Raw genomic sequence first — 25,339 nt, 5'->3', positions numbered from 1 at the left:
CGCGAATGGAAAGCATCCGGGCAACCAACCCCGGTTGATTTTAGGGCTTTAATGCCGCCAACCAGCCGACAGCGGAACCGTTGCGCGCAAGCGCGATGATGCGTTGTGGCAGAGGAATTAACGTGTCAACTACGATGAACAATAAGACGGAAAACGGCCGGGCACCGGAACGTTTTCTCGAATTGCGCAACATCCACAAGCGGTTCGGCGGCGTGCATGCATTGCGCGGCATCGACCTCACGCTCAATCTCGGAGAGGCTTATCACCTTCTCGGCGAGAATGGATGCGGCAAGAGCACCGTCATCAAGATCATGTCCGGCGCACATGGTCCGAGCGAAGGTGAAATTGTTCTCAATGGCAAGACCTATAAAGAACTCGATCCGATCCAGTCGCTGGCTGCGGGCATCGAGACCGTCTATCAGGATCTTTCGCTGATCCCCAACCTCACGGTTGCCGAAAATGTAGCGCTTAATCAGCAGCTCGTCGAAGGCAATGGCAAGCTGTTGCGCCGCTTCGACCGCACCAAGCTGCGCCAGACTGCGGAACGTGCACTGAGCACTGTCGGCCTGCCCACAGATCGCGCCTTCCTGAACACCATCGTTTCCGAACTGCCGCTTGCCATGCGCCAGCTGGTCGCCATTTCCCGTGCGATCGCGACGAGCGCCAAGCTGGTCATCATGGATGAGCCGACCACGTCGCTGACGCGCCGCGAAGTCGATAACCTCATCGAAGTCGTCAATCGCCTGCGTGCAGACAATGTCGCCGTCCTCTTCGTGACCCACAAGCTCGACGAATGCTACCGCATCGGCGGTAACGCTGTCGTTTTCCGCGATGGCCAATGCGTGGCGCAGGGGCCGATTGAAAACTACACCAAGAAGCAACTTTCCGAGCTGATGATCGGCCGTGAAATCGACGCCGAGCGCTATCGCACGGGCACGCCGGGCGAGGCGGAACTGCTGAAGCTGGACGGCCTGTCATCACCGGATTTCAGGAATATCAACCTGACGCTCCGCAAAGGTGAAGTGCTCGGCATTACAGGTCTGGCCGATTCAGGCCGCAACGAGCTGGCGATGGCGATCACCGGCGTTGATCCGGCATCCAACGGCGCGATCACGCTCGAAGGTCGCAAGATCAACGTCAAAAGCCCTGCCGAAGCCATTGAACTTGGCATCGGCTACGTGCCGGAGGATCGTCTCGCAGAGGGACTGTTCCTCGACAAGTCGATTTTTGAAAACGAAGTCGCGTTGATCCTGACCCGTCTCAGCAACAGCCTCGGTGTCATCAACCAGAAGAAGGGCCGCGAAATCGCAGCCTCGCTGATGGAGCAGATGCGCCTCAATACCAAGAACCTGGATCTGCCGGTCGGCGCTCTTTCGGGCGGCAATCAGCAGCGCGTTCTCATCGGTCGCTGGCTCAGCATCGGTCCGAAGCTCCTCGTGCTGCACGGCCCGACTGTGGGCGTCGATGTCGGATCGAAGGATACGATCTATCGCGCCATCCAGACACTGGCCGAAGCCGGCATGGGCCTCATCATCGTCAGCGATGACCTGCCGGAACTGCTGCAAAACGCCGACCGCATTCTCGTCATGAATGCGGGAAGCATCGTCAAGGAATTTGACGCCGCCGACGCGACGGAAGACCAGCTCTACCAAGCCATGATGTCGTCGCAAAAGGAGCTACCGCAATGAGCGTGTCGCAGTATCAGCCGGAACTGGGCCAGACCCGGTCCTTCAAGCTGGGTGACTTCATTCGCAGGCGCCCTGAATCCATCACCTTCTTTCTTCTGGTCGCGATCTGCGTGATCGTGTCGATTGTCAATCCAGCTTTCCTGCAGGCTTCGACACTGATCGATATCGGTCGCGCCAGTGTCGTGATGGGCCTTTTCGCGCTTGGCGTCTTCATCATTCTCGCTGCTGGCGGCATCGATGTATCGTTCACGGCCATTGCCGCCTGCACGGTCTATTCGCTGACCTTGCTGGTACAGGCCTATATGCCGACGCTTCCCATCGTCTTCGTCATCCTGATGGCGATTGCCGGCGGCGTCTTTCTCGGCCTGATCAACGGCGTTCTGGTGCATAGTCTGAAAGTCCCGTCGCTGATCGTCACCATCGGCACGCAATATCTGTTCCGTGGCTTCCTACTGGCTTTTGTCGGCACGGTCTGGATCATGTCGCTGCCGCCAACGATGGGCGCTTTTGGCCGCCTGCCCCTGTTCCAGTTCGAATCCGCCAACGGCGCAACCATCACCATGCCGTTCTACTTCCTGATCCTGCCTGCGGCAGCGATCCTGACCTGGTGGATCTTGAACCGCACGCTGATGGGCCGCGCCATTTTCGCCATGGGTGGCAACAGCCAGATCGCAAGCCGCCTAGGTTATAATCTGCGCACCATCCATCTGTTCCTGTTCGGATATGCCGGTGGTCTTGCCGGTCTTGCAGGCATCATCCATGTTTGCGCCAACCGTCAGTCGAGCCCATTCGATTTTGTCGGAACCGAAATCAGCGTCATTGCCGCTGTGGTTCTGGGTGGCGCACGTATTACCGGCGGCACGGGCAGCGTTTTCGGCACCATTCTGGGTGTTCTGCTCATCACCGTCATCAACAGCGTTCTGGTCCTGGTCGGTATTCCCAGCACGTGGCAGCGTCTCGTCGTCGGCTGCTTCATTCTTCTGGCCGCCGCCTTCTTCGTCACCCAGCAACGCAAGAAATAACCCGATAATCTCAAGAGGAAATCATGAAGAAGTTCCTGAACGATCCAGTCAATTTCGTTGATGAGATGCTGGAAGGCATCTATCGGGCCCACCCCGAACTGACCTTTGTCAACGACGACAAGCGCTGCATGGTCACTGCCAAGCCGAAGGCTGGCAAGGTCGGTATCGCAACCGGCGGCGGCTCGGGCCATCTGCCGACCTTCCTCGGCTATATCGGCGAAAACATGATCGACGGCGCAGCTGTCGGCGGTGTGTTCCAGTCGCCGAGTGCCGAACAGATGTATCAGGTCACCAAGGCAATCGATCAGGGCGCAGGCGTGCTCTACATCTATGGCAACTACACGGGCGACATCATCAATTTCGACATGGCTGCCGAACTGGCCGATCTCGACGGCATCACCGTCAAGCAGGTTGTCGGCAATGACGACGTTGCCTCGTCGGTTGTTGGTGAAGAGCACAAGCGCCGCGGCGTTGCGGGCATTTTCTTCATCTACAAGGCAGCCGGTGCAGCAGCAGCCAACGGCCTGTCGCTTGATGAAGTAACGCGTCTCGCCGACAAGGCTCGCCTGCGCACCCGCACGATGGGCGTAGCCCTGTCGAGCTGCGTTGTGCCGGAAATCGGCCATGCGACCTTCTCTATCGGCGATGATGAAATGGAAATCGGCATGGGCATCCATGGCGAACCGGGCATCAGCCGCACCAAGCTTGCTCCGGCTGACTCCGTTGTCGATCAGCTTCTGGGCCGCATCTTCGCCGAGCAGGATTATGCCAAGGGCGATGAAGTTGCCATCCTGCTGAACGGTCTCGGCGGTACGCCGCTGGAAGAACTTTACATCATGTTCCGCCGCGTTGCACAGCTCTTCGACGAGCGTGGCGTCAAGGTAAAGCACATCTGGATCGGCGAATTCGCCACCGCCATGGAAATGGCCGGTGCTTCGATCTCCGTGCTGCATCTCGACGACGAACTGGAGCCGCTTATCGCTGCTTCGGCGAACACGCCGTTCTTCAAGCATATTGCCGGTTGAGGTGACGCCATGAACACCATCAAGGCTTCCGATCTCATCAATCTGTTCGACAGCTGGAAACAGCTCTTCGCAGAACAGCGCGAATTCCTGATCTCGCTCGACGGCAAGGTTGGCGATAGCGATCTGGGCATCACCATGAGCAAGGCTTTCGCAGCCGCTGCTGAAGCAACCGCCGAAGAAGGCGAAGCTGCTGGTATTGCCAAGCTGCTGCGTCTGGCCGGCGCCACTATGGCCCGCGTCGCTCCGTCCACCATGGGCACACTGACGGCAACGGGTTTCCTGCGTGCAAGCAAGGCCTGTGAAGGCGTTGACGCGATTGGCACTGCTGAAATGGCCGCCTTCTGGCGCGCCTATCGCGATGGTGTTGCAGAACGTGGCAAGGCCAAGGTTGGCGACAAGACCCTGCTTGACGTCCTCGATCCGATTGCTGTCACGCTTGAAGCTCAGGCTGCTGCCGGAGCTTCCCTGCCCGACGCACTGGCTGCGACGGCAAAGGCTGCCGAAGACGCGCTGGAAGCAACCAAATCTCTGGTTGCCCAGCATGGCAAGGCTGCTGCCTTCCAGGAAAAGACCATTGGTCTTCAGGACGCTGGCGCCACGGTCGGCACCTTCCTGATCGTCAGAATGTCGGAGTTCGTATCAGCTCATTCCTGATACATCTCCACACATGTCGAAGGCCGGAAGCCCGCCAGGTTCCGGCCTTCGATGCTTTTTAGAGATAGGCCAGCGTCACGATTTTCGGCGCTCGGCAAAAGACGACCCGGACATTTCTGCCCGTCGTGGTGCGCGCATGGCCGTGCTGAAGATCGACGATGATATCGTCATAGTTCAATATCACACAGTCCAGTGGATAGACGGCCTTATAGACCGCCTCCTTGGCGCAAAACAGAATACGATCTGTATCGGCTGTGCCTTCTGGTAACCGGTCGCCGGGCTGTTTCACCAACACGGCAATATCCTCCGGCAGCGCAATGGCCGGTTCCACATCAATCCCGACCGATAGAAAATCGGCGCTGCTTGCCACAGCAGCAACGGCCATATCGTCATCATGGGCGAGAGAGCCGACAATGCCCGACGGCCAGATTGGCTCGCCCGAAGCGCCGCGCAAAATCGCAAAGTCACCTTTGTCGTATGTTTTGAGCAATTCCCGCGCTGCAATACGTGCCGCGCCGCTGGCGCGACGACGAACCGGATTTCGTGCCGGAAGCGTAGCAATCTCATCACCCAGTAAGCGGGTTTCATCCCCGTCCCGAATGACCCGACAAGCGGTTGCAATGCCCTTGGGCGCGATTGCGCGCATGGCTTCGTTCAGCGCATTTTCCAAATACGACTTTTCGGAAATGCCGGACTGAGGTTCTGCCATATCGGTATTCTCAACCGCGAAGATCAAGATGGGCGATCATCTCGCCGTCTTCGTCGAGACCGTCTTCAACAAAGCCCGCCTTGGCATAAAGCTGGCGCGCGCCTTCGTTTTCCGGCTCGTAGCAGATGGAAACGCGGTGAATGTGACCCAGCGCCTTTATCTCGGACAGAACCAGCTGCAATGCCGCCTTTCCGTAACCGCGCCCCTGAAAAGCGCGGTCAATCATGAAGCGATAAATCTGCGCATTGTCGCCATCGCTCGTCGCATCATACATGAGGAAACCGACCAGCTCGCCGCCTGCAAAAACAGCGCGTGGCCGGGCATCCTCATCTTCATCTGCCTCTTCCAGCGAGCTGGCATTATCCGCGACAAGGTTTTCCTGTCCCGGGGCCAGCTCCAGCGCAGCTATCCGTGACCGCAAGTCGTCCGTTACGGATTGAAGCCGGATATCACTGGTGCTGGAAGTTGGATCGGTCAAGCGGAGGCCCCCACCGGACGAAGAGCAGCGGAACCCGCCGCCTGTTTGACATTGGCCAGCACCGTTCCGTCCTTCGTCACCGGAACGACAAAACGGTTGAGCTTGGCCGGATTGCCACGCCAGACGGAATATGGCTCAAGCACCTCGCCCTTCATGACGAAGGAATCGACATCAACGATAGAACCATCGCCCATGACCACGCCATAATGCACGAATGCCGATGGTCCGAGTGTGCAGCCATTACCGATGCGGATGAAGTCGGACTTGAAAGCGCCCTCCTCCAGCGAATGCGGCTGGATCACGCAACCTTCATTCAAGGTCGCATCATCGCCGATTTCAACCAGCGAACGCTCGGTCAGATTGGCGCCACCGTCATAGACGCGGCGACCGACCTTCACGCCGAGGCAGCGCAGGATCATCGGACGGAATGGCGTTCCGGCGAAGAGCTGCGTAATCGGCGAATCCGACAGTTTCCAATGGCGCTCATGTCGCCAGAAGGCTTCATCATAGATCGTCGTCATGCGTGGCTTCAGTTTCCCGAAGCCCAGCGAAAACCGCTCGATGAAGATATAGAACGGTATCGCGATGCCCGCCGTCAGCACCACGGCCACAAACAGCGCATTGTACTTCCAGTCGTCGTAATAGTTCAGCGCGCGGTCCCAGATCGCCAGCGTGGCAAACAACATCAGCCACTGCTCCGCGAGGAACATCAGCCCGGTGCGGAAATTGTGGAAGTTCTTGCGGTGCAAACGGCGCAGGCGGTCATCTTCGTCAATATTCGCGATCAGTTCCTTGTCGCGATTGACCATACGCGGGATTTCGAAGCAAGGCGAACCCAGAAGCCCGACATTCTCACGCACTGGTCCCTCGATCGGAACCATAACCTTGGTGCCTAGCAGGCAGTTTTCCCCGGTCCGTCCATCGGACGGATAAAAGATGTTATTGCCGAAATAGTTCCGCTCGCCGACCTTCGTATGTTCCAGCCGGAACGTGGCCGCCGATTTGTGCGTGTTGATCATGAACAGACCATCCGACACCATGGTCTGGCTGCCGATTTCGCACAGGAGCGGGTTTTCATGCTGCTGGTTGGTGCCGAAATTGGACCCGGTCTGAACCACCTTGTTCAGGTTCCAGCCGATAGCCCGCATATAGTGCACCACCGCCGAGCTATCGCCGAACAGCAGGTTGAGAAGGCGCGAATTGCTGGCCAGCTCCACCATCGACTGAAGCCAGTAATGGAAACCGTAAAGCGTATAGGTGCGGTTCGGCTTCAGGAACAGGCTGGCCAATCGCGGAACTGCAACTGCGGCAATAAACGAAACTACCAGCACACCGAACAGCGTGACGGTGGTGCCGATGGCCACGATACCGATGGTTTCCTGATAGTCGTCGCTGACATTCTGCCAGTAGCTGTGGAACAGGAACGGAAACGGCGTGACCAGCATGAATAGACCAACCAGCTGCACGATCTCGAAGATGATGCGGCGGGTTTTCGACAGCGTGATGCTGCGCACCTTGCAATAATCCGCAGTGGTCGGCGCTGCGGGCGATCCATGCCAATGTTCACCGTCGGGGATGCTCTGACCACGCTGCAAGGAGGACGCATGACCGAGCTGCGCTCCATTTCCAATCCTGGTATCGATATCGATGGTGGAACCGACGCCCACAAAGGCGCCGTCGCCAATGGTAATGCTGCCCGTGTGGATATAACCGCTTTCGGCCTTGAAACCGAGAATATTGGATTCCCGGCGCAAAATGGAATTCTCGCCAATGGAAATCAGGTCGGTACAAACTGGAATCGCCCGGCATTCAATGGCCGTGTTGCGGCCAAGCTTTGCGCCGAGAAGACGCAAATAGAGGCTATAGAGCGGATTGCCGCGGAACAGGACCACAGGCGCGGTGCGGATCAGCGTCTTGACCACCCAGAAGCGATAGTAACGCAAGCCCCAGATCGGGAAGCTCTCCGTCTTCCAGCGGCCGATCAGCACCCATTTCGCAACAATGGCAAAACCCGTTGTCGCGAAGAAGCTTGCTGCCGCCAGTACAACGCATCGGAAATAGAGCTGAAGCGGGTTGTCGAGTGCGTCATACACCCAGTCGAGACCGCCATCGAAGAAAACCAGCGCGATATAGGCATAGACCCCGTAGAAGGCGAGCTGTGCAACGCCACAGGCCCAGTAAGCGAAATTGGATGCCTTATGGGTAAGCTGACGCTCAACCGTGGCCGCCGTTTTCTGCTGCGGTGCATGGAGATGCGTCGCCAGACTTGCGATGGTCGGATGCAGGTAGATATCCCGCATCGATGCTGTTTCCCAGCCCTGCGCAGTGCGCACGCGTGCGCAGAAACGTGCCATGAGCAAGGAATTGGCACCCAGATCGTCGAAGAAATGATCCTCGACCGAAACTTCGTCCAGATTGAGCACTTCCGCCAGTGCATCCGCCATGAAGCGTTGATCATCATTGCTCGGCGGCACGATTTCCCGTTCCGCTGACAGACGAACATTGGTCGGCTTCGGCAGGCGCTTCAAATCGGCCTTGTTCGAGACCGTCATTGGAATGGCAGCCAGCTCTTCGAGATAGGCAGGAACCATATAGGACGGCAGACGGCGCTTCAGTTCGCGCGCAATATCGGCGCGCTGCAGCGGCGGCACGCCGGATTTTGGCGCGTAATAGGCCACCAGTTCCACCCGGCCCGGCTCGATTTCCCAGGTGGTGACGGCAGCCTGTGCAACACCCGGCTGATCGAGCAGAACGGCTTCGATCTCACCAAGCTCGATGCGATAGCCGCGAATCTTCACCTGCGTGTCGATACGCCCGTGATACTCGATCTCGCCCGCAGCATTGATGCGTCCCAGATCGCCCGTGCGGTAGATACGCGCGGACGGGTTGTTTGGCAGGCCAATGAAATCGGGAATGAACTTCTGGTCGGTCAGATCCTGCCGGTTGAGATAACCGACAGCAAGGCCGATACCGGCGATACCAATTTCGCCCAGCTCATCCGGGTCGGTCAGCTTCGATTCCGTCGGTTCGATGATGACAATCGAATAGGTCGGCAGCGGTGCACCGATTGTCACTGGCTTGTCGGGCGTCAGAACACCCATCGTCGCAGTGACGGTCGCTTCCGTCGGACCATAGGTGTTGAGAAGCAGACGCCCCGGCTTTGTCCAGCGCGTTACCAGATTGAGCGGACATGCTTCGCCGCCCACCATCAGCAGGCGCAGCTTCGGCACATCGGTTTCGATGGAGGAGAGCAGCGTCGGGCTGCACGCCATACAGTTGATATCATTCGTCCGCAGGAAATCGGCGAGTTCTTCGCCAACCAGCGTCATCGGCCCCGGCGCAGGCACGACGGTCGCGCCTGCGGTAAATGGCACCCAATATTCTTCCGCCGAAAAGTCGAAGGCGATGGTCATACCGTGATAAACACGGTCCCCCGGTTTGTAACCGTAGGACATCGCCGCGACACGCAGGAAGTTGCAGAAGCTCTGATGCAGGATCGCGACGCCTTTCGGCCTGCCGGTCGTTCCTGACGTATAGAGAATATAGCAAATCTGGTCAGGGTTGGCGGCTCTGGCGACCTTGTCCAGCGGTGCGACCGATTGCCTGGAAATTTCCGCGCCCGCGCCATCGATCAGCACATGCGGCACAGGCATCTGTTCGACGCGGGCCGTATAGGCCTCAAGCGAAATGACGAGCCGGACATTGGCATCCTCGATGATGAGGGCCATGCGATCTTCCGGAAAAGCAGTCGCCAGCGGCACATAGGCCGCGCCTGCCTTCATAACAGCGAGCAGCGCAATATAGGTATCGGCAGAACGGTCGAGCAGCAAGCCGATGCGGTCGCCCGGACGAACGCCGTGTTCAATCAGCAAGCGCGCAAACTGGTTGGCGCGATTGTCGAGTTCCCGATAGGTCCAGTCGCGCCCGTCCGATACAACGGCGACAGAATCCGAAAACCTGTCGGCCAGTTCTTCAAAAAACAGGTCCAGCCGCTCGCCCGGCTTTCCGGGCTCGGCAAAATCGGCACCGGTCAAAATCTGCCCACGAGCGGAGAGACGATTCGCCCCGCCCTGTGCCCCTTGTGCCTGCACATCCTCGATGGGCAGACCATTCTCGCTTGTTGTCGCTGCGGCCTCGCCGTGTCCAGCGCCACGATTTTCATAGTTCATTTTCAACACTCACTGACCAAAGGTCGAGCATCAACGGGCAATTATACGCGTTAGGCGGCACGCTTGCCTGCAATGAGGCATAATCTGTCGTCGAACCGTTCACTGCGGGTGAAGAAGACCGCTATTGGCGCAGGCCACTACTCAAACTGGTGAAAATAAGAAAGTGAATTATTTTTATTTTAGCTATTCATCCATCAGTGTTGCAAAACTAGCATACAACGCTGGCCAGATCATCCAGTTTTAGTTCGTATCCACCGCTCTTGCAATCCTTTGCTTGCCACGGTTAACTGCCTAAATGGCGTTTACATTAAGGCAGTTACAGTATTTCGTTGCAGTTGCGGAGCAAGGGTCTGTCACCCGCGCGGCGCAAAAGCTGTCGATTTCGCAATCTTCGGTCACGGAAGCGATCAAGGAACTGGAAACCGACCTGAATGTCGAACTTTTCGAGCGTCATCCCCGTGGCCTGACAGTCACGCATAACGGCCATCAGTTTCTCCGCCATGCCACCAAGATTCTGACCGGCGTATCGGACGCCCGCCGCTCTTTCGCCGACCAGCGCATTCAGGAGAAGGGTAAGCTCAACCTGGGCGTGACCTCGCTGGTTGCGGGCTATGTGCTGTCCGACCTGCTTGCCCGCTATCGCCGGGCTTTTCCGGGCGTCGAAATCAGCGCCATCGAAGACAATGGCTCCTATCTGGAACATTTGCTGGTTGGCGGTGAGCTGGACGTTGCGGTGATGGTGATTTCCAACCTGCGCGACCGCATGGCGCTGCACGCGGAAATTCTCGAAACCTCGCCCTATCGGCTGTGGTTACCCCTCGGTCATGAACTCGTCTCCATCGACAGCATTTCAGTGAGCGATATCGCAAAAGAACCGCTGATCATGCTGACCGTGGATGAAATCGAGGAAAACACCGGCAAGCTTCTGGCTGCTCTCGGTGCGCGCCCGCATGTGGCCTTCCGCACGCGTTCAGTGGAAGCCGTGCGCAGCCTCGTCGCCACCGGTGCGGGGATCGCCCTTCTCCCCGACCTTGTCTATCGCCCCTGGTCGCTGGAAGGCGACCGGATCGAAAGCCGCGATGTTTCAGGATCGCTGCCCGTCGTGCAGATCGGCATGGCCTGGCGCAAGGGGTCCAGCCTGCCCCAATCCGCGCGGGACTTTATCGGCATCGCCGAAGCCGCCCGCTCTGGCCGACTACGTTAGCACAACAGTTGCATTCTTCGTGATGCCGGGCTGCAACGAGCAATTTTCTGTGCTCCGGTGCTCACGTACCTCTATGTACGCTCCGCTCCGGTGCTCGAAAATCACTCGTTTCGCCACGACCTGACGAATTTACAACTGTCGTGCCAAGCTCCGATATCGGAAAAATCGATACCAGCTTTCCGATAAATGAATTTGCGAAAGACAGGGTTTCAGCACACCATCCGCTCCGGGAACAAAATCACTGAATGTGAATAAAACGGGAGTGGTCGATGAGAAAATTTCTGCAATCCTGTACCGCTTTGATGGCTGTCGCGAGCTTTGCCACGCAGGCCATTGCCGCCGAACCGCTGAAAGCGATTGGCGAAGGTGAAGGCGCGCTGAGCATCGTGGCCTGGGCGGGCTATATCGAACGCGGTGAAACCGACAAGAATTACGACTGGGTTACGGATTTCGAAAAGGAAACCGGCTGCAAGGTCAGCGTGAAGACCGCCGCCACTTCCGACGAGATGGTAGCACTGATGAATGAAGGCGGTTTCGACCTCGTCACCGCTTCCGGCGACGCCTCGCTGCGTCTCGTTGCAGGCAAGCGCGTGCAGCCCATCAACACCGACCTTATTCCAAGCTGGAAAACCGTGGACGAGCGGCTGCAAAATGCGCCGTGGTTCACCGTGAAGGAGGTGCATTACGGCGTGCCCTATCTCTGGGGCCCGAACGTACTGATGTACAATACCGACGTCTTCAAGGGCGAAGCGCCGAAGAGCTGGAACGTCGTGTTCGAAGAACAAAACTTGCCAGACGGCAAGTCCAACAAGGGCCGTGTGCAGGCCTATGACGGGCCGATCTATATCGCCGACGCAGCGCTTTATCTCATGAAGCACAAGCCGGAACTCGGCATCAAGAATCCCTACGAACTCAACGAAGACCAGTACAAGGCGGCGCTCGATCTTCTGCGTGGACAGCGCAAGCTCGTCAGCCGTTACTGGCACGACGCCATGATCCAGATCGATGACTTCAAGAATGAAGGCGTCGTGGCTTCCGGCTCGTGGCCCTTCCAGGTCAACCTCCTGAAGTCTGAAAACGCCAAGGTCGGCTCGACCTTCCCGGAGGAAGGCGCGACCGGCTGGGCCGACACCACCATGCTGCATGTGGATAGCGAGCACCCCAATTGCGCCTATAAGTGGTTCGAGCATTCGTTAAAACCGAAAGTGCAAGGTGATGCCGCAGCATGGTTCGGCGCAGTACCATCCGTTCCGGCGGCCTGTAAGGGCAATGCGCTTCTGACCGACGAAGGCTGCGCGACCAACGGCTACGACAATTTTGCGAAGATCAGCTTCTGGCGCACACCGACTGCCAAATGCGAAAGCCAGGGCGAATGCGTGCCCTATCATCGCTGGGTGTCGGATTATATCGGCGTCATTGGCGGTCGCTGACATCGACTATCGTAAGCACGAAGATTGCCCTTCCTTCAGCTGAAGGAAGGGAACGGACCGACGCGCCCGCACGCCAAACAGATGCTGGCGCTCTCCATGATGGGTAGAACCATGACAGCAGCAGTTCGTTTTGAAAATGTGAGCCGGCACTTCGGCGAAGTCCGGGCGGTCGATCACGTCAACCTGACCATCGCGCCCGGAGAATTCTTTGCCATGCTTGGCCCCTCCGGTTCCGGCAAGACGACCTGCCTGCGGTTGATCGCGGGTTTCGAACAGCCGACCGATGGCAGAATAGAGATTTTTGGCGAAAGCGCTGGCGGCGTGCCGCCCTATCGGCGCAACGTCAACACGGTGTTTCAGGATTATGCGCTGTTTCCGCATCTCAGCATACTGGACAATGTGGCCTATGGGCTGATGGTGCGTGGCGCTGGCAAGGCCGAGCGCCACCGCGCCGCCGAGGAGATGCTGGAACTGGTCAAACTGCCCGGCTATGGCGCCCGCAAGCCGAGCCAGCTTTCCGGCGGGCAGCGGCAGCGCGTTGCACTGGCCCGTGCCCTCGTCAACAAGCCGAAAGTGCTGCTGCTCGACGAGCCGCTCGGCGCGCTCGACCTCAAATTGCGAGAGCAGATGCAGGAAGAACTGAAGAGCCTGCAAAAGGCGCTGGGCATCACCTTCGTTTTCGTCACCCACGATCAGGGCGAAGCCTTGTCCATGGCCGACCGCATCGCAGTCTTCAACAATGGCCGTATCGTTCAGGCCGGAACACCGCAGGAAATTTATAACCGCCCGCAGACCCGCTTCGTTGCGGATTTCGTCGGTTCATCCAACGTCGTCGCACCCGAAATCATGGCCGCGTTTGGCGGTGAGCGGCGCTGGGCCAGCCTCCGGCCGGAATCCATTCGCCTTGCCGACAAGGGCGACAAGATCGGCGTCGCTGCGCGGATCGAAACCGCCAGTTTCCTCGGCTCCGCCACACGTCTCGGCGTGGAAGCCGAAGGCGCCAGACTGCACGTCATGCTGCCCGCTGGCGCGAGTGTTCCCAAGACCGGTTCCGATATCCGCATCGTCTGGAATCCGGGTGACGTTCATTACATGGATCAGGCAGCATGAGCGGCGCTAAGGCTTCCACACTCGGAAACTCCGGAGCAAATCCCGGGGCTAATCCGACCTCCATCCTGCCGCAGCGCGGCGGGATGCTTGGTCGCCTCTCCGATCTGTTCTGGCGTCGTCCGGGGCTGCTGCTGTTTCTCATGCTCACGCCGCCGCTTTTGTGGCTGGGCATCATCTATATCGGCTCGCTGATCGCGCTGCTCTTGCAGAGTTTCTTCTCGGTCGACGATTTCTCCGGGTTGATCGACTATAATTTGACTCTCGCCACCTATGCGCAGCTCTTAAACTCAGCCAATCTCGACATCATCATCCGCACCGTGCTGATGGCAGTACTGGTGACGGTTGCCTCCGCTTTCGTCGCCTTCCCCATCGCCTATTACGCCGCCCGCTATGCACGCGGCCGCTGGAAGGCGCTGTTCTATCTCGGCATCATGCTGCCGCTCTGGTCGAGCTATCTGGTCAAGGTCTATGCCTGGAAACTGATCCTCGCCAAGGAAGGCATCCTGACCTGGATCTTCGCAAAACTGCACCTGTCCTGGTTGCTCGACGGCGTTCTGTCCCTGCCTATTGTCGGCGGCAATTCCCTGTCGGTCAGCTATCTCGGCACTTTCATCGTCTTCGTCTATATCTGGCTGCCCTATATGATCCTGCCGACACAGGCGGCACTGGAGCGTGTGCCGGGCAATCTGGTGGAAGCCTCGTCCGACCTCGGCGCAACGCCTGCACAAACGTTCCGAACCGTGCTGATGCCGCTCGCCATGCCGGGCATCATCGCCGGATCGATCTTCACCTTTTCGCTGACGCTTGGCGATTACATCATTCCGCAGATCATCGGTTCGTCGCGCCTGTTCATCGGACAGGCGGTCTATACCCAGCAGGGAACGGCGGGCAATGTGCCGCTCGCTGCCGCATTCTCCGTCGTGCCGATCGTCATCATGGCCATCTATCTCTGGATCGCCAAGAAACAGGGGGCTTTCGATGCGCTCTGATCGCAACAACCGCGCTTCTTTCGGATTGAAGCTTGCTGCCGGACTGGGCCTCGCCTTCCTGCATCTGCCGATCCTGCTGATCTTCGTCTATGCCTTCACGACGGAAGAAAAGAGCTATCAATGGCCGCCTCCGGGCTTCACGCTGCAATGGTTCGCCGTGACATGGAACCGCGCCGATGTGTGGTCGTCGCTTGCGCTCTCCGTGCAGGTGGCCACGATTGCGACCATGATCGCGCTCGTACTCGGAACGCTATGTGCCGCTGCCGTCAGCCGAACCCACTTCTTCGGACGCGAAAGCATCTCGCTGCTGGTCATCCTGCCCATCGCCTTACCGGGCGTTGTCACCGGCATCGCCCTGCGCTCGGCTTTCTCGCTGTTCGACATTCCGTTTTCGATGTGGACCATCGTGCTCGGTCACGCGACCTTCTGCGTGGTGGTCGTCTACAACAATGCTGTCGCCCGTTTCAGGCGCACGTCGGGTTCGCTGATCGAAGCCTCGATGGACCTTGGTGCAAACGGGTTCCAGACCTTCCGCTATGTGATCCTGCCGAATATCGGAACGGCCCTGCTCGCAGGCGGCATGCTCGCATTCGCACTGTCTTTTGACGAGGTGATCGTCACCACATTTACCGGCGGCCAGCAGATGACCCTGCCGATCTGGATGCTTCAGGAACTGATCCGGCCACGCCAGCGCCCCGTCACCAATGTGGTGGCCATGGTTGTGGTTCTGGTGACCTTCCTGCCCATCCTCGCCGCCTACTATCTCACCCGCGATGGCGATCAGGTCGCCGGTCACGGAAAATGACACAAGGGAGAACGACATGAACACCGAAATGCTGATTGGCTCACGCTTTGAAGCTGGCACGGAAGTCGAGGAAAACGTCCTCAATCCAAAGACCGGCGAGACCGTTCTCAAACTGCCGGAAGCCTCGCTCGGCCAGATCGACGCCGCCGTGGCCGCTGCTGACAAGGCATTCAAAACCTGGTCGCGCACCACGCCCGGCGAGCGCTCCAACTATCTTCTGAAGATTGCGGATGCGATTGAGCGGGACGCAGAAGCCTTTGCCACGCTGGAAGCGCTCAATTGCGGCAAACCGATCAATGCCGTCATCAATGATGAAATTCCGGCCATCGTCGATTGCTATCGCTTCTTTGCCGGCGCAGTGCGCAATCTTCATGGGCCCATTGCCGCGGAATATATTCCGAACCACACATCAATGATCCGACGCGATCCGGTCGGCATTATCGGCTCCATCGCGCCTTGGAACTATCCGCTGATGATGATGGCATGGAAACTCGCGCCAGCCATTGCGGGCGGCAATACGGTGGTTTTCAAACCGTCCGAACAGACGCCACTGACAGCACTGAAAATGGCCAGGCTGCTGGCGGATATTCTACCGGAGGGCGTCGTCAATATCGTGCTGGGACGCGGCGAAACCGTGGGTAACGCGCTGATCAATCATCCGCGTATCGACATGGTGTCGATCACCGGCGATGTCGCAACCGGCAAGAAGGTCTTGCAGGCCGCAGCCAAAAGCGTGAAACGCACTCATCTGGAGCTTGGTGGCAAAGCGCCTGTCCTCGTCTTCGACGATGCGGACATTGAAGCCGTCGTCAACGGTATTCGTACTTTCGGCTATTATAATGCCGGACAGGACTGCACTGCCGCCTGCCGCATCTATGCCGACGCACGCATCTACGACCGTTTCGTTGCGGACTTGTCATCCGCCGTTTCCAGCATCCGCTACAATCTGGAAGACGACAGCCAGAACGAAATCGGACCGCTCATCTCGCGCCGCCAGCGTGATCGCGTTGAGAGCTTCGTCGCCCGTGCCCGCGAGCACAAGCATATCGAGATAACGACGGGCGGAAAAACCGCCGGTGCGAACGGCTTCTTCTTTGAGCCGACGGTCATCGCGGGTGCAACACAGGACGATGAAATCGTGCGCCGCGAAGTCTTCGGCCCCGTTGTCTCGGTCACGCGCTTCAGCGATGTCGATGAAGCCGTGCGATGGGCAAATGACAGCGATTACGGCCTAGCCTCCTCGGTCTGGACCAAGGATGTCAGCAAGGGCATGCAGGCCGCAGCCCGCCTGCAATATGGCTGCACCTGGATCAACACCCATTTCATGCTGACCAATGAAATGCCGCATGGCGGATTGAAACAATCCGGCTATGGCAAGGACATGTCGATCTATGCGCTGGAGGACTATACTGCCGTGCGCCATATCATGATCGCGCATTGAGCGACTACCGAGCGCATAACCGATCTCGAATGGCGGCAGCTTTGCCGCCATTTCCATTTGTTCTCAAGAGCTTATTGCCCGCCCCATTAATCTTATTACTGGCTAAATTAGCTTGAGCATCAGGCCGACTTCGCCTATTCGATTGTCAATTCAATCTCAGGGCGAGCGGGATTTTGAGAATTGACACGCATTAACTGCATTCCTCCATCGGAGCTGACCGGGCCGCATCTCGTTGCGGAATACCGGGAATTACCGCGTGTTTTCGCCCTTGTGAAAGCCGCAATCCTGCGCGGCGAGACACCCGCAGACCGCAGAAATCCCCGTGCCTACACACTTGGAACCGGCCACGTCCGGTTTTTCTATACGCGACTTGGCTATCTGGCGAAGCGTCAAGCCTCTCTCGTGGCCGAAATGCAGGCCAGAGGTTACGCACCCCAGTTCACGGCAACCAATGAATTACTGATCGACATCCCGCCGGAATGGTGCTGCGATTGGGAGCCTTCCGACGAAGCGATGGTAATCAACAGAGCCCGCATTGCCGAACGTTTGCGGAAATAGTCACCGCACAACAGCGCTCAATTAAACAACCATACATAGATGCAACCTAGAAATACAATTGATTACCGTAGGTTGAAACTCAATTTAAATATAACAAGGATAGTTATGTAATTTCAAATTCTTCATAAGTTTATATGTTTTTAAATAAATAATACTCTATTCTGGAAAGTATGGACTTAATTTGATATGATTAAGCAGCAACATCCCCCATGCTGAGACATACCGCATGACCGAAAAAAGAACGGCGCCGGAAAAGAAGCACGCGCTGGAACAGCAAGCATCGTCCTTTACCGACGCTGTTGAAGAGATTGCGCGGAAGTTGCAAAAGCCCTTGCAACCCGATCTTGAAGACGACTTCATTCGCTATGCGCTCGACAGCGCGGCCATTGTCGCCCACACCGATGTTCGCGGCACCATCACCTATGTCAATCGCAAGTTCTGCGAGATCAGCGGTTATACGGCGCGCGAGCTGATCGGCGCAAACCACCGCATTCTGCATTCGGGTATTCATAACAAGGACTTCTTTCGCGACATGTATCGCGATATTGCCCATGGCAAGATCTGGCACGGCGAGATCTGCAACCGACGCAAGGACGGCTCGCGTTACTGGGTGGATACGACCATCGTTCCGCATCTGTCGCCTGCCGGCAAAGTGGATAGCTATACCGCCATCCGGTTCGATATTTCAGCGCGCAAGGAGCTTGAAAGCGCCTTGCGGACCAGCAAGGAACATCTAGACCAGCTTGCCAATCTCGACCCGCTGACCGGACTGCCGAACCGCCGCCGTTTCCAGGAATTTCTGGAGATGCAGGTGCAGGACCACGAGCGCTCCAATGGCATATTTCATCTGGCGCTACTTGATGTGGACTCCTTCAAGGAGGTCAACGACACATTCGGCCATCACGCGGGTGATGTTCTGCTGCAGAATATTGGCAAGCGTCTGCATTCGTTCGAAGATAGCCAGCTGTTCATGTCACGCATGGGCGGCGATGAATTCAGCCTCATCCTCGTCGGCGCGACGGATTATGAAGCCGACATGCTGTTTGAAGAAATTCTGGAGGCCATTCGCCAGCCCATGGTGATCGGCTCGACGCCGCGGCGCATATGCTCCAGCCTTGGCATTGCCAGATTTCCGCGCGACGGCAAGGATGTCGGCAATCTGTTCAAGGCAGCAGATTTGGCGCTCTATAAGGCCAAGGCACTGGGACGCGATCGTGTTGAGGTTTTCCAGCCGCAGCTGCGCGAAGTCGCCCGGCGCAAGTCGGCACTTTATGAAGAAATCGAAGGCGGGCTGGAGCACGGCGAATTCGAGCTGCATTATCAGCCGATCATCCCGCTCATTTCCGGGCAAGCGTTTTCGCTGGAAGCACTGATGCGCTGGCGTCATCCCGAACGGGGACTGCTGACGCCAGCCTATTTCGGAGAGGGCTTTGAAGACCCGGCCATCCGCGCAGCACTCGGCATGTTCATGCTGGAGCGGATTTTTGCCGATGTTCAATCGTTGCACAAAGCTGAAGCGCCTTTGCATCGCATTGCAATGAACCTGACCAATTCCGATTTCCGCTCGGACATCTTTCTCGACCGCTTCTTTGAACTATGCGCCGAAACCGGGATTGGGCCTGAGAGGTTCAGCGCAGAGATGACAGAAGGCATGTTGCTCGGCCTGGCGCAGAAACGTGTGGAACAGGGTCTCAAACGGCTTCATATGGCGGGCGTAGAAGTTGCCCTCGACGATTTTGGAACGGGCTTTGCCTCACTGACGCATTTGCGCCGCCTGCCGATAGACCGCCTGAAGATCGACCGCAGCTTCGTTGCCAATATCGCCGCTTCGCCGGAAGACCGCGCTATCGTGCGCGGCGTCATTCAGATCGCCCATAGTCTTGGAAAGACTGTCACCGCCGAAGGCGTCGAGACCATCGAACAAATCAACCTTTTGAGTGACATGAAATGCGATCATTTGCAGGGTTGGTATTTCAGCGCTGCATGTGAAGTGCGGGACCTGCCAGAGGTGTTGGCCACGCTCCCCAGACTTGACGCAGAAAAGCTGCACTGAACGCCGCCACATTGTTGCCGTTTTGACATAGTGCGCGTCTTTCTGTCATGGATGGCTCTTGACAACGTTTACCCGGGCGCGACTCGTGCTATTAGTCGTGCGTCTCGCCATTGGGGGCTTTGGCGGAGATTCACCGCCCTAGCGCGTTTATTCGCGGCTGGGGCGGTTTAGTTTTAGGGCCTTGCAAAATACGCATATCTCGATTGCAGGATCGGTCATTGTGCCGATCAGCCCATGGCTCTATTTTGCAGTTGTTCGGTTTTACTCCTCCTCCCAAAAACCGAACCTGAAGCGTGATACTCCTCCTCCCAATCGCGCTTTACCAATCCGCCCGCAGCAACTTCTCCTCTTCCCAAATTGCTGCGGGCGTTTTGCTATCCAGATTTCCCTTTCCAAACTTTTCAGCCTGCGATCGTTCCGCCGGTCATCGGCGTCGGGACGCCCGTTGTGCTTGGAAAGCTGATCGGCAGGCCGCGCAATGCGCGCACGGCGAGAAATGCAAAGCACTCCGCCTCGACGGCATCACCACGCCAGCCCAAGGTCTCAACCGGCACAAGCTCGACACCCGCGCGCTCGACCAGCATTCGCATCATCGTCGGGTTATGACGCCCGCCACCGGACACGGCCAACCGCTTCGGTCGATGTGGCAGAATGTCGAGCGCCTTGGCCACGGCCGACGTCGTGAAGGCGGTGAGTGTCGCCGCGCCATCCTCGTCGCTGAGGCCGTCAGCCATAGCGGCGGTAAAATCAAACCGGTCGAGCGATTTTGGAAAAGGCGCAGTCATATAGGGATGCTCAAGCAGCTTGGCGAGACGCGCTTCATCCACATGGCCGCGAGCCGCCAGTGCCCCGTCGCGATCCATCTCGCCCAGACCACGCGCCTTCATGAAATCATTGATCGGCGCATTGGCCGGGCCGGTATCGAATGCGACCAGCGTATCGTCGCCATCCCACCAGGTAATATTGCCGACACCGCCGAGATTGAGAATGCCCGTATCGCCACTGGCATCGGCGCTGCGCAGCAGAGCCGCATGATAGATTGCAGCCAGCGGTGCACCCTGCCCGCCAGCGCGAATGTCGGCGGTTCGAAAATCATAGACGACCTTGGTGCCAAGCAGCTCGCTCATCAGCGCGCCGTCGCCAAGCTGGCGCGTATCGCCCAGCCGCCCTTGCTGCGGGGCACGGTGCAGCACCGTCTGGCCATGAAAGCCGACAACGCCGATATCGGTCATGATCAGACCGCTTTCTTCCACCAGCTCGCGTACCGCAGCTGACTGCGCCCGGGTCAGGGCATCTTCCGCTTCGGCAAAAATCGCTGGTTCCGGGCCTTCGAAATTCCAGACCCGCGCTTCGGCCTGTGCTTGCTGCAAAAGAGCGAGAATACCATCCGGATAAGGCTTCAGCGCGTAAGTACCGAATATATCGACCGTTTCGCCATCGGTTTTCAAAAGCGCGACGTCGATATTTCCATCGAGAACGGTGCCGGTCATCAGACCTACGGCCCAGATTGGCTGCATAAAGCCCTCCACATTCCTGAATTTCAGAGAAAGTGTTAGTGTAATTCGGCGTTAAAAGGAAATACCAGAAAAATGCCCGAACAAAAACAAAGAGCGGTTTCGACACAGCTGCCAAAACCGCTCTTTGAGATAATCCTTACCGTGAGGGTCAGGCGCTGACGCGCATCCCCTTTTCCGGTTCGAAGATGTGGCTTGTCGCTGGATCAATGGCAATCGGCAGCACGTCGCCCGGACGCACAGTCAGGCGCTCACGGAACAGGCAGGTGATCGGCTGCGTGCCGAGCTTGCCCATGACCATGATTTCCGAACCCGTCGGCTCCACGATTTCAGCCGTAACCGGAACGCCACCTTCAGCGATCTTCATATATTCGGGGCGCACGCCATAGACGGCTTTGCCGGACAGGCTTGCATAATCACCTTGCGGCAGCGACAGACGGAAGCCGCCATCGGCCACAAACGAACCTTCTTCAATCTTGCCGTTGATGAAGTTCATCGACGGCGAGCCGATGAAGCCCGCAACAAACATATTGGCCGGACGATCATAAAGATCGAGCGGCGCGCCGATCTGCTCCACCAGACCATCGCGCATAACCACGATCTTGTCGGCCATGGTCATGGCTTCGATCTGGTCGTGGGTCACATAGATGGTCGTGGTCTTCAGGCGCTGATGCAGCCCCTTGATTTCGCCGCGCATCTGCACGCGCAGCTTGGCATCGAGGTTGGAAAGCGGTTCGTCGAACAGGAAGACTTGCGGATCGCGCACAATGGCGCGGCCCATCGCGACACGCTGGCGTTGACCGCCGGAAAGCTGGCGCGGAAACCGGTCGAGCAGCTTGTTGAGACCGAGAATTTCGGCCGCGCGAGCAACACGGTTTTCACGCTCGTCCTTCGGCGCGTTCTTGAGCATGAGCGCGAAGCCCATATTGTCGGCGACCGTCATATGCGGATAAAGCGCATAGTTCTGGAATACCATGGCGATATCGCGTTCCTTGGCGCGCAGGTCGTTGACCACGCGCGGACCGATAGCGATTTCGCCGTCGCTGATTTCCTCAAGTCCTGCGATCATGCGCAGAAGCGTAGACTTTCCGCAGCCGGAAGGGCCAACGAGCACGACGAACTCGCCGTCTTCAATGCTGACCGACACGCCGTGCAGAACGCCGACATTGCCATATTTCTTGACTGCATTACGGATGGATACAGATGCCATCTTGAACCTCAACTCTTATTTGACGGCGCCTGCGGTCAGACCTGCAACGATCTGGCGCTGTGCGAAGACGGTAAGCAACAGAACAGGCAGAGTGACCACAAGTGCTGCGGCAGCAAGCGGCCCCCAGCTTACCTGTTCGAAGGAAAGCATGTTGTAGACGGCGACCGGCAGCGTGCGCGTTTCGCGGCTTGCGAGCACGATCCCGAACACGAAATTGTTCCACGAGAAGATCACCGCAAGGATAAGCGAAACCACAATGCCGGGCTTGGCAATGGGCAGCGCCACCTTGAGAAACACCTGCAACGAGGACGCGCCGTCGATTATCGCCGCCTCTTCCAGTTCCATCGGAGTCGTTTCGAAATAGCCGATCATGATCCAGATCACGATAGGTACGGTGACGACCAGATGGATGATGATCTGCGGCCAGAGCGTGCCCAACAGACCCAACGTCTGGAACAGAAGGAACAGCGGGATCAGATAGGACAGACCCGGTGTCATACGGGCGATCATGATGACAATCGCCGATTTATGCGCCCGAAGCCGGGCAATGCCGTAACCCGCCGGAACACCGACCAGAAGGGCGAGCAGCGTCGCCATGCCGGTCACCAGAAGGCTGTTCCAGAAATACAGCAGAAAATCATTGGCTTCGAAAATCTGCGTGTAGTTCGACCAGGCGAAACGTTCCGGGATCAGGATCGGCGGATAAGCGCCATTGTCGATTTCGTATTTGAGCGAAAGCGACAGCATCCAGATGAAGAAGAAAAGCGCCGGCGAAACGATGATGAAAACAAGAAGCGCAGTGCCGAGCTTCGACAGAATTGACTTGCGTGCCATTAGCCGGTCCTCAAGCGTTCCATTTGGTCCGCTGACGCAAGGCCAGCAGGATCATGGACATGACGATAATGACGATGAAGAACACCACGGCAATCGCCGAAGCATATCCGATGTCGTAATAGGAAAACGCCACGTTATAGAGATAGATGTTGATGGTTTCCGATGCCGTGCCCGGGCCGCCCTGCGTCATCGCAAAGATGATATCGAAGCTTTTCAGCGCGTCGATCGAGCGGATGATGACGGCCACCATGATGAAAGGCAGGATCATCGGAAGCGTGATGTAACGGAATTTCTGCCAGCCATTCGCGCCGTCGATTTCAGCGCTTTCAAAAGGATCGCGCGGCATGGAGGCGAGGCCACCGAGCACGATCAGCATGACCAGCGGCGTCCATTGCCATGTCTCGACAGCGACCAGCGACGGGATGACCGTATTCTGGTTGAAAATCCATTCCTGCGGGCCGATGCCGACCAGCGACAGGACATAGTTCAACACACCGAGCTGCGGGTGATACATCATCGTCCAGACCAGCGCGACAGCAACCGGTGTCGCCATCATCGGCATGACGAAGATGCCGCGCAACAGTCCGCGCATCGGCAGCTTGCTGTCGAAGATGAGAGCGGCAATCGTACCGAGCACCATCGGCGCCACCACGGACAGGACCGTATAGACAGCCGTGTGCCACATGGAGTCCCAGAAGCGGGCATCGCCTGCCAGACGAATATAATTGTCGAAGCCGACAAAGCTGATGCCACCGCCGAGCTGCCATTGATTGGCGCTCATCCAGAGAGTGAAAAGCCAAGGGAAAACGATCACCGCCCCGACGATGATCAAGGCGGGAAGCACAAACGGCCAATAGCTTGGTTTCAGATGGCTTTTGCCAGACTTGCCATTAGCTTTGGTTTTGGAAGCCGCCTTTGTGGCGGCCTCCCCATTCATGCTCTTTGTTGCTCCTGTCGGGGCGGCAGATGTCATTTCCCTTCGCTCCGTGCGAGGACCGGACGGAATTCTTCCGTCGCGCGCTTCATTTCAGCTTCCGCTTCGGCACCATTCAGAAGATTGGTGAGGCCAACGCCCATAATGTCGCGGAATTCCGTGACAGGAACGATGACCGGCAGGCAGAGCTGGCTGATCGGTGCAGATTTCGACAGGGCTTCGACCCAGCCTTCCGGCATGGTCACGGCCTTGCGCACTTCCGCATCGTCGATGATCGACTTGCGGAACGGAACGCCTGAACCCGTCTGCAGCAGACGTGCGCCCATTTCCTTCGAAATGGCCCACTGGCAGTAAAGATAAGCGGCTTCCTTCTTGGTCGACGCTTCGGTCACGCCGATACCGTCGCCGGTCGTCGGTGCAGCCTGGGCCTTCGGTCCAGCCGGAATAACGCCATAGCCGACCTTGCCGACAACGCGCGACTTGTTCGGATCTTCGAGCGGCGGCGCAAAGCCGATACCGTCAAGCCACATGCCGACCTTGCCCTGAAGGAAGCTCGACTGGCATTCCGCCCAGTTGAAACCGGCAACACCGGGAGGTGCAGCTTTGGTCATCAGGCGCTGATAGAGCTTGGCGGCTTCGATGGCTTCTGCCGAATCCGTCTTCAGATTGCCGTCGGCATCGACCGCGCTCTGGCCATAGCCGAGCATCAAGCTTGTCCAGACCGGAACATTGGCGTTCTTCATGCCGCGGGCCACAAAGCCGTAGGTATTCGAAGACGGATCGGTCAGCGCCTCGGCGGCCTTGACCAGCTCTTCGAAGGTCTTCGGATATTCGATGCCCTTGGCGGCGAACAGATCCTTGTTCCAGTAGATGATCCAGTAATCGACCGAGAACGGCAGTGCGCCGAAGCGACCATTGGCATCCTTGGCGAAGGTCAGACCAGCACTGGCGAAATCGCTTTCAGTCAGCGAGGCGTCGGTCAGCGTCGGGTCTTTCAGGAACGGATTAAGATCGGCAAGCCAGCCGCCCTTTTCGAACTGACGCTTCTGAACGTGATAGCTGATATGAATGACGTCGAAGCTCGGGCGACCGGAGGTCAGCTCAATGACCGCCTTCTGGCGCTGCTGCTGTTCCGGCATCTGTTCGGAATGAACCTTGATGCCCGTCAGCTCTTCGAATTCCTTCTGATGCTTCTGAAGGATTTCGCCGCGCGGGCTCTTGATGAGGTTCACCTCGAGCGTGGTGCCCGCATATTTCTTCCAGTCAACCGTGGAAGCGGCGAAAGACGGGCTGATGCCTGTCACGCCCGATGCGGCGATTGCCGCAGAACCCGCCAGAAACTGGCGACGTGTTGGATGAAATAGTTTCATGCTTCTCCTCCCCTATGTTCCAAACCTGGCAACTCCTCTTGCCAAGCTCCTGATTTCATTTAGAGCGGTTCTGGTTAAAACGAAATCGTGGAACCGCTCTATCTATTTGTTTTTACAGATTATCCTACGCAAAACCGCTACG

The 25,339-nt window shown here is 57.6% G+C and carries 20 protein-coding genes; 12 read left to right on the top strand and 8 right to left on the bottom strand.

Annotated features, from left to right (window positions below; translation table 11 throughout):
* The first annotated feature begins 134 nt into the window (after nt 1-134).
* Genes ACTJKP_RS12665 through ACTJKP_RS12650 form a run of 4 tightly spaced genes read left to right on the top strand, consistent with a single transcriptional unit; the run spans nt 135 to nt 4,389 of the window.
* A complete protein-coding gene (locus ACTJKP_RS12665; protein ID WP_440630905.1) occupies nt 135-1,688 on the top strand; it encodes a sugar ABC transporter ATP-binding protein in 1,554 nt (517 codons plus the stop codon).
* On the top strand, nt 1,685-2,710 hold the full coding sequence (locus ACTJKP_RS12660) for an ABC transporter permease (protein WP_078339166.1): 1,026 nt from the start codon (nt 1,685-1,687) through the stop codon (nt 2,708-2,710). The genes ACTJKP_RS12665 and ACTJKP_RS12660 overlap by 4 nt, the downstream gene beginning before the upstream one ends.
* A gap of 23 nt (nt 2,711-2,733) precedes the next feature.
* Nucleotides 2,734-3,735 (top strand): dihydroxyacetone kinase subunit DhaK, encoded by a 1,002-nt coding sequence (locus ACTJKP_RS12655; protein WP_078339167.1) that lies wholly within the window; start codon nt 2,734-2,736, stop codon nt 3,733-3,735.
* A 9-nt stretch (nt 3,736-3,744) separates the two neighbouring features.
* Nucleotides 3,745-4,389, top strand: a complete 645-nt coding sequence (locus ACTJKP_RS12650; RefSeq protein WP_138783637.1) for a dihydroxyacetone kinase family protein — start codon at nt 3,745-3,747, stop codon at nt 4,387-4,389.
* A 58-nt stretch (nt 4,390-4,447) separates the two neighbouring features.
* Here the strand turns inward: ACTJKP_RS12650 and ACTJKP_RS12645 are convergent, their stop codons facing one another.
* Genes ACTJKP_RS12645 through ACTJKP_RS12635 form a run of 3 tightly spaced genes read right to left on the bottom strand, consistent with a single transcriptional unit; the run spans nt 4,448 to nt 9,745 of the window.
* Complete coding sequence (locus ACTJKP_RS12645) at nt 4,448-5,098, bottom strand: 4'-phosphopantetheinyl transferase family protein (protein ID WP_440630904.1); 651 nt, start codon at nt 5,096-5,098, stop codon at nt 4,448-4,450.
* 10 nt (nt 5,099-5,108) lie between these two features.
* A complete protein-coding gene (locus ACTJKP_RS12640; RefSeq protein WP_440630903.1) occupies nt 5,109-5,576 on the bottom strand; it encodes a GNAT family N-acetyltransferase in 468 nt (155 codons plus the stop codon).
* The gene (locus ACTJKP_RS12635; protein WP_440630902.1) at nt 5,573-9,745 is read right to left on the bottom strand and encodes a Pls/PosA family non-ribosomal peptide synthetase; all 4,173 of its coding nucleotides are present in this window, start codon (nt 9,743-9,745) and stop codon (nt 5,573-5,575) included. The genes ACTJKP_RS12640 and ACTJKP_RS12635 overlap by 4 nt, the downstream gene beginning before the upstream one ends.
* A 295-nt stretch (nt 9,746-10,040) precedes the next feature.
* Between ACTJKP_RS12635 and ACTJKP_RS12630 the strand changes: the two genes are divergently transcribed.
* The 8 genes from ACTJKP_RS12630 (at nt 10,041) to ACTJKP_RS12595 (ending at nt 19,335) form a co-directional block, all read left to right on the top strand.
* Nucleotides 10,041-10,949 carry a LysR family transcriptional regulator gene (locus tag ACTJKP_RS12630; RefSeq protein WP_138783633.1) on the top strand — a complete coding sequence of 303 codons (909 nt, stop codon included), beginning with the start codon at nt 10,041-10,043 and terminating at the stop codon, nt 10,947-10,949.
* 269 nt (nt 10,950-11,218) lie between these two features.
* Nucleotides 11,219-12,379, top strand: a complete 1,161-nt coding sequence (locus ACTJKP_RS12625; protein WP_440630901.1) for an ABC transporter substrate-binding protein — start codon at nt 11,219-11,221, stop codon at nt 12,377-12,379.
* 111 nt (nt 12,380-12,490) lie between these two features.
* Complete coding sequence (locus tag ACTJKP_RS12620; protein ID WP_440630900.1) at nt 12,491-13,489, top strand: ABC transporter ATP-binding protein; 999 nt, start codon at nt 12,491-12,493, stop codon at nt 13,487-13,489.
* Nucleotides 13,486-14,478, top strand: a complete 993-nt coding sequence (locus ACTJKP_RS12615) for an ABC transporter permease (RefSeq protein ID WP_440630899.1) — start codon at nt 13,486-13,488, stop codon at nt 14,476-14,478. The genes ACTJKP_RS12620 and ACTJKP_RS12615 overlap by 4 nt, the downstream gene beginning before the upstream one ends.
* Nucleotides 14,468-15,283, top strand: coding sequence for an ABC transporter permease (locus ACTJKP_RS12610; RefSeq protein WP_078339175.1), 816 nt, complete (start codon nt 14,468-14,470; stop codon nt 15,281-15,283). Before ACTJKP_RS12615 ends, ACTJKP_RS12610 begins: the two co-directional genes overlap by 11 nt.
* A 16-nt stretch (nt 15,284-15,299) precedes the next feature.
* Nucleotides 15,300-16,724, top strand: coding sequence for a gamma-aminobutyraldehyde dehydrogenase (locus ACTJKP_RS12605; protein ID WP_440630898.1), 1,425 nt, complete (start codon nt 15,300-15,302; stop codon nt 16,722-16,724).
* Nucleotides 16,725-16,904: 180 nt separating this feature from the next.
* The gene (locus tag ACTJKP_RS12600; protein WP_078339176.1) at nt 16,905-17,282 is read left to right on the top strand and encodes a pyrimidine dimer DNA glycosylase/endonuclease V; all 378 of its coding nucleotides are present in this window, start codon (nt 16,905-16,907) and stop codon (nt 17,280-17,282) included.
* 226 nt (nt 17,283-17,508) lie between these two features.
* On the top strand, nt 17,509-19,335 hold the full coding sequence (locus tag ACTJKP_RS12595) for a putative bifunctional diguanylate cyclase/phosphodiesterase (RefSeq protein ID WP_440630897.1): 1,827 nt from the start codon (nt 17,509-17,511) through the stop codon (nt 19,333-19,335).
* A gap of 401 nt (nt 19,336-19,736) precedes the next feature.
* Here the strand turns inward: ACTJKP_RS12595 and ACTJKP_RS12590 are convergent, their stop codons facing one another.
* From ACTJKP_RS12590 to ACTJKP_RS12570, 5 genes are all read right to left on the bottom strand, one after another.
* Nucleotides 19,737-20,852, bottom strand: coding sequence for an anhydro-N-acetylmuramic acid kinase (locus tag ACTJKP_RS12590; RefSeq protein WP_440630896.1), 1,116 nt, complete (start codon nt 20,850-20,852; stop codon nt 19,737-19,739).
* A gap of 148 nt (nt 20,853-21,000) precedes the next feature.
* Nucleotides 21,001-22,059, bottom strand: a complete 1,059-nt coding sequence (locus ACTJKP_RS12585) for an ABC transporter ATP-binding protein (protein ID WP_440630895.1) — start codon at nt 22,057-22,059, stop codon at nt 21,001-21,003.
* Between the two features lie 15 nt (nt 22,060-22,074).
* Nucleotides 22,075-22,893 carry a carbohydrate ABC transporter permease gene (locus tag ACTJKP_RS12580; protein WP_113533863.1) on the bottom strand — a complete coding sequence of 273 codons (819 nt, stop codon included), beginning with the start codon at nt 22,891-22,893 and terminating at the stop codon, nt 22,075-22,077.
* Between the two features lie 10 nt (nt 22,894-22,903).
* Nucleotides 22,904-23,866: a carbohydrate ABC transporter permease gene (locus tag ACTJKP_RS12575; protein WP_440630894.1), complete on the bottom strand. Its 963-nt coding sequence runs from the start codon at nt 23,864-23,866 to the stop codon at nt 22,904-22,906.
* The gene (locus tag ACTJKP_RS12570; protein ID WP_440630893.1) at nt 23,863-25,197 is read right to left on the bottom strand and encodes an ABC transporter substrate-binding protein; all 1,335 of its coding nucleotides are present in this window, start codon (nt 25,195-25,197) and stop codon (nt 23,863-23,865) included. The genes ACTJKP_RS12575 and ACTJKP_RS12570 overlap by 4 nt, the downstream gene beginning before the upstream one ends.
* Between the last annotated feature and the right edge of the window lie 142 nt (nt 25,198-25,339).

The organism is Brucella sp. 22210 (genome assembly GCF_052045675.1).
Classification (GTDB): Bacteria; Pseudomonadota; Alphaproteobacteria; order Rhizobiales; family Rhizobiaceae; genus Brucella.
Note: the sequence above shows the minus strand (reverse complement) of the source record. Positions and strands in the feature narration are given on the sequence as shown.